Here is a 10,594-nt window from a genome sequence, read left to right on the forward strand (position 1 = left end):
CTGATACGCATAAAAAGATTCATGAAAACATTGGCCTGGGTAATTGGGGGCTTCCTGTTACTATGGCTGATCCTGGCGCAAAGCTGTATGACTTTTCGTAAGACGGATGATGCCGCCCGTAAGGAATTTTCCAGAGACAGCCTCTCGCTTACCACCGGGACAATCCTCGTGGAAGGGAAACACATCCACTATGCCCTTACAGGGAGTGATACTCTTCCTACTTTATTTTTTATACACGGTTCTCCCGGAAGCTGGGATGCGTTCGAAACCTATATGAAGGACAGAGACCTCCTGACACATTTCCGGTTGGTCTCTGTGGACAGACCCGGTTTCGGTCACAGCGATTATGGCAGCCCCGAACACCTGGCCCAACAATCTGCACTGATCAGTCCTTTGTTCACCGTATTAAACAATCACCGGCCGGCATTTTTGGCCGGTCATTCCCTGGGTGGACCATTGGTCATAAAACTGGCTGCAGATAATCCAGGTCTGTTCACCTCCCTTGTCGTCCTTTCCGGCTCCATCGATCCCGGGGAAGAAAAACCCGAAAGATGGAGACCTGTTCTTTATAAAACACCTCTGAATTATTTTGTACCCGGCGCTATACGCCCATCCAATGAAGAGTTATGGTATCTGAAAAAGGATCTGAAGGACCTAAAAAAGGATTTTGCAAAGATAACCTGCCCGGTTTATTTCGTTCATGGAGCTATGGATACCTGGGTACCGCCTGGAAACACGGAATATGGCAAAAAATTACTGGTAAATTCCCCGAGAGTGGAAATTACGCTTATTCCCGGCGCCAATCATTTTATCCCCTGGACAAAATTTAACGAAATAAAAACCGTTTTGTTAAAGTTATACTGATATTCAACACCCTATGTGAATCCTTGTTATTCTTAGATACAATGTGTACTTTGCATACGCTAAAAAACCTAAAATTATGGCATTTTTTCAATCTAGTAATCCTGCCCTGAAGGACAACATTTATGACAAATCGGTTACCCTTCCCGGCGAGCAAGTAATGACCCAACGCGGCGCATTGAATAAGTTTTTCTTTTTATCCCTGATGGTAATTGCTTCCGCTTCTTTCACCTGGAGCGCCTACTATCAGAATAAAGATATCATGCCCTGGATGATCGGCTCTGCTATCGGCGGATTTATTGTGGCTATCGTCATCATTTTTAAACAACAATGGGCAGGCTATCTCGCACCTGCTTATGGTTTGCTGGAAGGTGTTTTTTTAGGCGGCATCTCGGCCATCTATAATAATGCCTTCCAGAAAGTAGCTCCGGGAATCGTCATGCAGGCGGTTGGTCTAACCTTTGGCGTGGTGATCGCCATGTATATCCTTTATCGTGCCGGAGTAATAAAAGCAACGGAAAAATTTAAGTCAATTGTAATTACGGCAACAGCCGGCGTTGCGATATTTTACCTGATCGCCATGGTGCTTCGTATGTTCCATGTCGACATGCCTTTCATTCATGAAGGAAGCAGCATGGGTATCCTTTTTTCGCTGATCATCGTCGCGATCGCTGCGATGAACCTCATCCTGGATTTCGACAGGATCGACCAGGGGGCAGCCGTAGGAGCTCCTAAATATATGGAGTGGTATTGTGCCTTCGGTCTGATGGTTACCATCGTTTGGCTATACCTCGAGATCCTTCGTTTGTTATCGAAATTCGCGAGCAGGAAATAATTGGTAAAGCATTATTGAAGCATTGTATATTGCTAAAAAACTCCCGGTAAATACCGGGAGTTTTTTTATGAATTAAATTATCCACTTATTGTCTGTCTCCGGCCATCTTTACCGTCCGTCTCCATCCAGCAAATTCCCTAAGCCTCCCAGGATACTGCCTTCCTCCCGGCGATGACCCATTTGCGGGCTGTATTGAATGATCCTGCTGGCCAGGCGGCTGATGGGCAGAGATTGTAACCAGACTTTGCCGGGTCCCTGCATACGGGCAAAATACAATCCTTCACCTCCAAACATCCAGTTACGGATGCCCTTGATAAATTCGATATCGAAATCGACAGAAGGCTGAAAGGCAACAACGCATCCGGTATCCACTTTGAGAATTTCTCCGGGTTTCAACTCCTTTTCTATTATATACCCACCAGCATGTACAAAAGCCAATCCATCCCCTTCCAGCTTCTCCATAATAAAACCTTCTCCCCCGAAAATGCCGGTCCCCAGTTTGCGCTGAAAGGCAATGCCGATGCTCACACCCTTGGCAGCGCATAAAAAGGCGTCCTTCTGTGCAATGATGGATCCACCCAGTTGCTGCAGGTCGAGAGGGATTATCTTACCGGTATAAGGGGCGGCAAAACTCACCCTTTTCTTTCCCTGCCCGACATTGGTAAAGGCGGTCATGAATAAATTCTCTCCCACGAGCACACGTTTCCCGGCGTTCAGCAATTTGCTCAGCAAGCCTCCCTGCTGGCCGGAAGAAGAACCATCTCCAAACATAGTTTGCATATCGATCCCATCGTCCATCATCATAAAGCCTCCGGGTTCGCCGATCACCGTTTCTCCCGGATCCAGTTCCACTTCTACAAACTGAAGTTCCTCTCCGTATATTTTGTAATCTATCTCATGATTATTACGCATAATGAAAATTTTTATGAAGGTAGAAAAAACGAAGATGCGCTTACCGGCTTTTTAGGGTCAGTCAGCGCATCTTTTGCAGTTCCAGGCTAAACATCAATGCCTACCAGCTAAGATCCATGCTAATTTATTCATTATCAGCAGTTTGCTGTTTTCGTTTATTTAAAACCAACTCCTGATCCAGGTTTCACCGGCTCCGCCTTTTCCAGCCAGCTTGTCTCCCAGTTTACGTCTTCTTCTTGTTACCTCTACGCTGTGTCTGAAGATCGTCCAGAATACCAGTACAATAAACAGGAACGTAAACGGAGGAATACCGAGGAAGGATATCCACTTTCCGCCGAAATGACGACGCATCGGTCTTCTTAATCTTTCAGCGATCAGGTACATACTCGGCACCATGAACAAAGTCATGAAAAAAGCAAAGGCTAATCCGAATATGATGGTCCAGGATAAAGGTTTCCAGAATACTGCATTGTCACCGCCAAAATATATATGCGGGTTCAATTCGGAGAACAGGGTGACGAAATTGATATTAAACCCTGTCGCCAGCGGGATCAAGGCTAAGATAGCGGCCATGGCTGTCAATAATACAGGGATGATACGTGTCTTACCTGCTTCGATAACCGCATCCCTCGTCTTCATACCCCTGCCACGCAGTTCATCGGTGAATTCAATAACCAATATACCATTCTTGACCACAATACCGGCAAGTCCCACAATACCCAGGCCTGTCATCAGTATGGATACTTCCATCCTGGTAAATGCAAAACCAAGCAGCACACCAATTACACTGAACAGGATCTCCGTCAGGATGATGACCGATTTAGAGACAGAATTGAATTGTAATACCAGCGTAAGCAGGATCATCATCAACGCAATGACAAGTGCTTTCGTCAGGAATGCTCCTGTTTCTGCCTGCTGCTCCCCTTCTCCGGTCTGTTTGATGGTAACGCCATCCATGGTGCCTTTAAAATTCGCAATGGATTTGGTTAATACCTGGTTCACGCCCGTAGCGGTATATCCCTGTGTTGTCAGTACATTGGAACGTAGGGTGATGACCCTTTTCTGGTTCTTTCTTTTTACACTTCCCAGCGTACTGGTATAATCGACCTTTACGAGCGAACTGATCGGAATATTCTTGATCGCGCCCCCGCTGGCCATATCTCTGAAGGTGACATTCATATTAAGAAGGTCACTCAGGTTCTTTCGCTGGATGGCCAGGTTCCTGATCTGGATCTTATATTCATCCTTTCCTTCCTTGATCTTTGAGGCTTCTTTCCCAAATAAGGCTGTTCTGAGCTGCTGGCCTATCATAGCCGAAGTAACGCCCTCACTCATCGCCCTTTGCCGGTCAACGGTCAGGGTAATCTCAGGGTTGGTCAGATCGATATCCATTTTTAACTCTTCCACCCCGGGTGTCTGGATAGAGTCCAGATAGTTCTTTAATCTCACCCCTGTTTTGATCAGGTCGTCAAAATTTTCGCTGGCAACTTCAATATTGACGGGAGGATCTGTAGGAGGGCCGCTGCTTTCCTGGTCAACGGAGATCTCCGCACCCGGAACGCCTTTCATCATATACCGGATAGAATCCAGGTAAGGGGCCGTGTGTACGCCATTACGTTTGCCATATTCCACAAAGGAAACCTGGATACGCCCCAATTCACTGCGGGTACTACGGTCTCCGCTTGTAGGATCGCTGGCACCTATGGCGACATTACTGATCACACTTTCCACTACCGTATTCTTCTTGCCATTTTCCATATTCAGGACCTTGTATACACGTCCTTCCAAAACACGTGTAACCGAATCCGTATAATCCACAGAAGTTCCCACCGGCAGTTTCAGGTATACAAATACCTGGTTAGGATCTCCTTTTGGAAAAAAGACTACCGGTACATTCCGCATGACGAAAAATATAAAGGAAAAGATCAGCAAAAGGAAAGTGCTGAATAGGAGCCATGCAGGTCTCCAGCCTTTCAGCGCCCAACGCAGCAAACTTTCATAATGTCCCATGATCCAGGGCAATACACGGTTTTGAAAACTATGGATCATCCCTTCGAACAGGAATTTATTCAGTATCGCCATGATGACCATGAATAACAGCAGGTTCCCCAGGAAAGTAACTTTCATCAGATCCAGTAAGATACCCAGGATGACCGCGATCCAAAATCCAGGTGTCTTAAAAATGCTGAATTTGGAAGTCTTCCCTTCTTCTTCCGGATGATTCATGAAGTCCACCGCAAAAACCGGGTTCATAATGAAAGCCACAATCAGCGAAGCTGTCAACGTAAAGATCAGCATCGCCGGCAGATAGATCATGAATTTCCCGATGATCCCCGGCCAGAACATGAGGGGAACGAAGGGCGCCAGGGTGGTAACCGTACCGGCAAGTACGGGGATAAACACTTCACCGGCAGCCATCATCGCGGATTGGGACGTATTGATCTTTCCCTTGCCTTGGGTGAAAATACGGTGGGTGTTTTCAATGACCACGATCGCATCATCCACAATAATCCCCAACCCGAATAATAAAGCAAAAAGCACGATGAAGTTGAGGGTGACATGGGTTCCTATCATAATATCCGCCGCAGGCAGGAATACAAAGGCCACGAACATACTCAGCGGTACCGACAAGGCAACGAAAAAGGCATTCACCACTCCCATGAAGAACATGAGGATGATCAATACCAGCACAAAACCAATGACAATGGAGTTAACCAGATCATTGAACGAAGTCCTGGTTTTCGTACTCATATCGCCTGTAACGACGATATTCAGATCCTTTGGATAGGCCCCACGCATTTCATTGACCGTCTTGTTTACGTCATCGGAAGTCTGGATAAGATTCTCTCCCGACCGTTTGATGATATTGAGGGTCACTACATTCTTTCCATCCAGCCGCGCATAACTTTCCCTGTCCTTGATCGTATCTTTGATGGTCGCAATGTCCTTCAGATAAACGGCCCCGCCGCCACTCGGACTGCGAACGATGATCTGGGCTATATCTGCTGCCGTATGGAACTGGCCCTTCAGCTGAAGACTGCGTTTCATATTGCCTACATCCAGCAATCCTCCGGAGATATCCAGGTTCTCGGCCTTAACGGCATTATCGATATCGTCAAACGTAAGATTGGAACTCCGTAAGCGGAAATTGTCTACATTGATCTGAAACTCGCGTTCAGGAGCTCCGACAATATCCACCCGGTTCAACTGCGGTAATTCTTCCAGCTTGTCCTTCATATCATCCGCAAATTTCTTTAACCGCTGCTGGTCATAATCCCCGCTTATATTAACATACATGATCGGTTGATCGGAAAAACTAACTTCCAACGCTGTTGGTTCCTGCGTCAGATCTGTTGGAAGATCCTGTTTGGACTTATCGATCGCATCTTTTACTTTCTGCAAGGCAATATCCACTTTCACATCCGTTTCGAACTCAACCATAATGGCGGAGTAGTCCTGTTGAGAGGTGCTGGTGAATTTTTTTATCTTTGCACCCGTTATACTTTTGATCTGTTTTTCGATAGGGCGTGTTACCAGGTTCTCCATATCCTTAGGGGAATTACCCGTATAGATCGTGGATACATAAATCGTCGGTATTACGATGTCGGGGAATTGTTCCTTTGGTAAGGTCAGGAATTGATAAAGCCCCATTCCACTCACGACAAGCATGAGTAAATAAATGGCCGTTTTATTCTTAATACTCCAGGTGGTAGGCCCGAAATTTTTGAATTTATCTGTAAAATTTTCTAAAGCACTCATGAGTCGATTTTGAATTGAATTAAGCAATGGCCTGCTCTGTTATATGGCCTCTTCTACTATTTGGTCGCGATCAACTGCCCTTCGTACAAACCCTGAAATCCATCGGTGATCAATTGATCACCGGCCTGCAGGCCGCTCTTAACTTCTATCTTATCGGCATATAACTGACCGATCGTAACTGTTTTCTTTCGTGCTACCGTTTTCCCCTTTTCCGTAACGCTTAACAATACATATTTCCCTTTTTCATCCGTTTGCAGGGTATTCACCGGGATGGTAATTGCATTGTTTGCCGCATAATCCTGGAGTTTAACAACGGCTACCTGGTTTGCCCGGATTTCATTGCTATTGGGGATCCTTATTTCCACCTCAAAGGACCGGCTTCCGGTATTGATCGTTTTTCCGGCTACATGTACAATTCCGGTAATTTCCTTGTTATTTAATCCCGGGAAAGCGATCTTCACCGGCGTTCCTACCTTTACGCGTTCCTGGTAGAGTTCAGGAACCTGTACCAATACCTTCAGATTATTGGTATTGATCAGGCGCAACTGCTGCTGACCATTGAACAATTCACCCACCTTTACCGTGATGTCGTCTACTACACCCGTGATATCAGCATAAATATTTGTAAAATCCAGTTGCTCCTGGTCCAGTTTGATTTGATTTTCGGCTTGGTCAACTTCATTTTTTGCATTTATCAGATCCACTTCCGTACCGATCTTTTCATCCCAAAGATTCTTTCGGCGTTGATAGATATCTTTGGAATGGGCCAGTTTTGTCTGGTCATTGCTGAGTTGCTGACGCTGGATGGCATCATCCAGTTTTAACAATAACTGCCCTTTCTTAACGGCATCTCCCTTTTTTATATACCGCTGTCTTACCACCCCACCTTTTCCGTCACGGGGGGCGATATAAGAAACATCTTCGGCATCCACATTACCCTGAAGGTCGATGAAGTGCGTAAATGAGGTGGGAGCGAGAGGGGTAAGGGTTACCAGTTTCGCTTTTTCTGCAAGGGCGGAAGCCGGGTCGGCCTTTATGATCTCCGCTTCCAGGGTCGCGATCTGTTTGCTTAGTTTCTCTTCCTGGTTTTTCAGATTGGTCAGTTCGGTTTTCTTTCCTTCCAGGGAATCGTTCTTAGGTCCGGAGCTGCTCCCGCAGGAAGCGAGCAGAAAGGAAGAGCCGATTACAACAACAGTCAGTATCTTATACATATCAATGATTTTTTAAGTTTTCGTTCCAGGTTGCCGGGTAAATTTATAATTGGTTATAGTTATAGTTTGCCAATGGCATTCAAATAATCGATTCTTGCCGTAATGGCATTATACAGTGCGTTAAAATAGTTTTGCTGGGCTGTTTTCTGGTCCGACAAAGCCGTTGTAATCTCCGTATTGGAACCAAGACCTTGTTCGTATTTTTTCCGGGTCTGCTCGTAAACGCTTGCGGAGAGATCCATATTCTTCTTTTGATAGTCAAGCGTCGCGAGTGAAGCGGTGAACCGCAATTGCGACTGCTTCACATCGTTATCCACCCGGTTCTTAAGGGAATCGATATTATTCTCGGTCTGCTGCAATTTGTATTTTGCCTGCCGGATATTCGCATCTTTAAAGAATCCGTCAAAAATGGGAACGGAAATATTCAACCCCACATAAGAAGAGGGGAACCAGCTGTTCCGCTGACCCAGATCGAATTTATTTGAGAATTGGTTTTGCGCGTAATTAGCCGTCAGGGAAACCGTCGGAATATACATTTTCTTATACCTGCTCACATCGAACTCGTTTAGTTGTTTGTTGATCTGAAGCAGCTGGTATTCATGACGGTCTGTATATTTATAATCATCCCCCAGGACGGAGTTGCGGATCATATCATAGGTCAGGGTATCGGTTAATGTAAGGGAGTCCCTTATGGGCATGCCCATTAATACTTTAAGCCCCAGGTATCCATTATCGATGTTATAGCCCGTCTGAATCTTTTCGGATTCCAGGTTGGCCAGTTGCACCGATGCCTTATCCACATCCAGTTTTTCCGAAAAACCATTCTTAAATAATTCGCTGGAATTGCGTAATAGCTCCCGCTGGTTGGCTATGTTCGCATCGATCTGGTCCATCTGCGTTTTGCTCACCAATAATTGATAATAGATCTTTAGAATATTGGCGCGCAACATTTGCTCGGTGATCTCTTGTTTTTTGGTATAGAAATTCAGGGAGGCCTGACGGGCCTGTAAGCCGACAAACACCTGACCGTCAAATAATACCTGTTTTAAAGTAATCCCCGCATTATTGTTGAATTGAGTACCGAATTTAAGGGGAAGGAAAGTGCCTGCCGGTTGCCCCACAAATTCTCCCGGTATGAGGCTTGTTGGTAATTGAAGGTTATCCGTCGCACCCAGGCTTCCTGTAATCTGGGGCAATGCCTGCGAAGTAGTTGCCCGGTTGCTTTGTTCCTGGATCTTATAATCCAGCAAGGCATTTTTAACGAAAACACTATTTTTGGCTGCATAATCGATCGCATCCTTCGTCGAAAAATTATGAATAACGGTCTGCCCGGCAGTTGCCTTTCCGGAAGCTGCGCCCTGGCCGGCAGCCGTTCCCTGCTGCGCCTGCGCATTCAATGCTGCCAGGATAAGTACGCAAGGTATCAACCCTTGCCATTTGTTAAACCTTCTGTTCATGAGCTGTTTTTTTATTTCTTTCCGTGTTATATTTTTCGATAAGCTTATTGCCCTTTTCCGATACGACCCCATGCAGGAATAACATAGACAGTTCATAGTTCACCTCAGACACATTATACTTGCTGTGCGGGAATAGATCCAGGTTAAAGATGAGGAAGGCAGATTCGATACGACATTTAGTCACTATATCCAGCTGTATATTATCGCGGTAGAGTTCTTCTTTTATCCCCCTTTGCAGGTTCTCCATGGTGATCTTATAGAGAAATTCATATTTATAATCCTTCAGGTTTTTGAAGGCCCGGGGATGATGTTTCTCAAGATCATAGAGCATCAGCGGATTCATATATTTCAATACCTCCTCCAGGGATTCCAGAGCCAGGAAAATGTGATGAACTGCGTTTTCGGCTTTTTCCTGACAGTCGATGCAATCAGCCGTATTTTTCTTTATTTCAACATCGATAACCGCCGAAACCATGTCGTCTTTATCGGTAAAGAACTGGTAAATCGTCTTTTTTGAAATACCCAGTTTTGCCGCTATTTCATCCATGGTAATAGAACGGATCCCATACCGCATGAAAAGTTCTGCCGCTTTACTTAATATTCTTTCTTTTACTTCCATATTGCCTTTTACTTCCATATTTTCCCTTAAAATGGTCCGCCGTTGCCCGGCAAAGCATTTTTTGCCTTTTAAGGGCCAAAACTACGGAAACTTTTTTCGTTACCAAAGTTTCCGAGCTATTTTTTGACAATTTGGGGATCAGTTAACGAATTGGGGAGATGAACGGCGCCTTAAAAGGGGTGGCCGGTATTAATTAATACCTGCGCTTCGGGAGATTGCCTAATTTCACGTTTTAAACGACCGGCTTATGCAGATTCGAAAAATACTCCGGAATTTATTACATTTTTTCTTACAGGGAGTGTTAGTCCTTGCCCCCATTTCCATCACGATCCTGACGGTCGTTGCCCTTTTTAACTGGATCGACGGGATCCTTCCCAACCTGGTCCACAGCATTTTACCCAACCTGACCGGGACAGACCTGTACGGCAGCCCCAAACGGATCCCGGGACTCGGTTTTGTCGTATTCATCACGATCGCCCTGATCGTTGGTTATATTTCCCCCTCCTTTATTGTAAGCCGCCTGGTTGGCATTTCGGACAGGATCCTGGAAAAAACGCCCGGAATAAAGCTTATTTATACGACCATCAAAGACTTTTTCGAGGCTTTTGCCGGCAACAAAAGAAAGTTCGATAAAGCAGTGCTGGTCAGTATCCAGGCGCCGGATATCTGGCAGATTGGTTTTATTACCCAGGAGGAATCCATCAAATTCGGGCTCGAAGAATATGTGGCCGTCTATGTTCCTCAATCCTATGCTTTTGCCGGGCATCTGTATTTTGTTAAAAAAGAACGGGTACGTTTGCTGGATGATATAAGTTCCGCCGAGGCCATGAAATTCGCCATTTCAGGCGGAGTAACCGACATCGGGGAATCCGAACACGATCCCAGGAATCAATCCCAACCGGCATCCAAAACAGAGCCTGTTCCTAATCCATTATAAACC

The 10,594-nt window shown here is 45.6% G+C and carries 8 protein-coding genes; 3 read left to right on the forward strand and 5 right to left on the reverse strand.

The annotated features are described in order from the left end of the window. The first annotated feature begins 21 nt into the window (after positions 1–21). On the forward strand, positions 22–864 hold the full coding sequence (locus ACX0G9_RS29445) for an alpha/beta fold hydrolase (RefSeq protein WP_459068573.1): 843 nt from the start codon (positions 22–24) through the stop codon (positions 862–864). A 76-nt stretch (positions 865–940) separates the two neighbouring features. Continuing rightward, positions 941–1,696 (forward strand): Bax inhibitor-1/YccA family protein, encoded by a 756-nt coding sequence (locus ACX0G9_RS29450; RefSeq protein WP_459068574.1) that lies wholly within the window; start codon positions 941–943, stop codon positions 1,694–1,696. A 108-nt stretch (positions 1,697–1,804) separates the two neighbouring features. Here ACX0G9_RS29450 and ACX0G9_RS29455 read toward each other — a convergent pair whose 3' ends face one another. From ACX0G9_RS29455 to ACX0G9_RS29475, 5 genes are all read right to left on the reverse strand, one after another. Continuing rightward, positions 1,805–2,608: a TIGR00266 family protein gene (locus ACX0G9_RS29455; protein WP_459068575.1), complete on the reverse strand. Its 804-nt coding sequence runs from the start codon at positions 2,606–2,608 to the stop codon at positions 1,805–1,807. Positions 2,609–2,767: 159 nt separating this feature from the next. Beyond that, a complete protein-coding gene (locus tag ACX0G9_RS29460; RefSeq protein WP_459068576.1) occupies positions 2,768–6,367 on the reverse strand; it encodes an efflux RND transporter permease subunit in 3,600 nt (1,199 codons plus the stop codon). 56 nt (positions 6,368–6,423) lie between these two features. Continuing rightward, on the reverse strand, positions 6,424–7,578 hold the full coding sequence (locus ACX0G9_RS29465; RefSeq protein WP_459068577.1) for an efflux RND transporter periplasmic adaptor subunit: 1,155 nt from the start codon (positions 7,576–7,578) through the stop codon (positions 6,424–6,426). Between the two features lie 59 nt (positions 7,579–7,637). Continuing rightward, entirely contained in the window at positions 7,638–9,035 is a 1,398-nt protein-coding gene (locus ACX0G9_RS29470; protein ID WP_459068578.1) for a TolC family protein, read from the reverse strand. Beyond that, positions 9,019–9,672, reverse strand: coding sequence for a TetR/AcrR family transcriptional regulator (locus tag ACX0G9_RS29475; protein ID WP_459068579.1), 654 nt, complete (start codon positions 9,670–9,672; stop codon positions 9,019–9,021). The genes ACX0G9_RS29470 and ACX0G9_RS29475 overlap by 17 nt, the downstream gene beginning before the upstream one ends. A 229-nt stretch (positions 9,673–9,901) precedes the next feature. Between ACX0G9_RS29475 and ACX0G9_RS29480 the strand changes: the two genes are divergently transcribed. Continuing rightward, the gene (locus tag ACX0G9_RS29480; protein ID WP_459068580.1) at positions 9,902–10,591 is read left to right on the forward strand and encodes a DUF502 domain-containing protein; all 690 of its coding nucleotides are present in this window, start codon (positions 9,902–9,904) and stop codon (positions 10,589–10,591) included. The last annotated feature ends 3 nt before the right edge of the window (positions 10,592–10,594 follow it).

This window comes from Flavitalea flava (assembly GCF_054461575.1).

Coding starts and splice junctions, on each gene's coding strand:
- ACX0G9_RS29445 (WP_459068573.1), top strand. CDS start 22: ATGAAAACATTGGCCTGGGTAATTGGGGGCTTCCTGTTACTATGGCTG.
- ACX0G9_RS29450 (WP_459068574.1), top strand. CDS start 941: ATGGCATTTTTTCAATCTAGTAATCCTGCCCTGAAGGACAACATTTAT.
- ACX0G9_RS29455 (WP_459068575.1), bottom strand. CDS start 2,608: ATGCGTAATAATCATGAGATAGATTACAAAATATACGGAGAGGAACTT.
- ACX0G9_RS29460 (WP_459068576.1), bottom strand. CDS start 6,367: ATGAGTGCTTTAGAAAATTTTACAGATAAATTCAAAAATTTCGGGCCT.
- ACX0G9_RS29465 (WP_459068577.1), bottom strand. CDS start 7,578: ATGTATAAGATACTGACTGTTGTTGTAATCGGCTCTTCCTTTCTGCTC.
- ACX0G9_RS29470 (WP_459068578.1), bottom strand. CDS start 9,035: ATGAACAGAAGGTTTAACAAATGGCAAGGGTTGATACCTTGCGTACTT.
- ACX0G9_RS29475 (WP_459068579.1), bottom strand. CDS start 9,672: ATGGAAGTAAAAGGCAATATGGAAGTAAAAGAAAGAATATTAAGTAAA.
- ACX0G9_RS29480 (WP_459068580.1), top strand. CDS start 9,902: ATGCAGATTCGAAAAATACTCCGGAATTTATTACATTTTTTCTTACAG.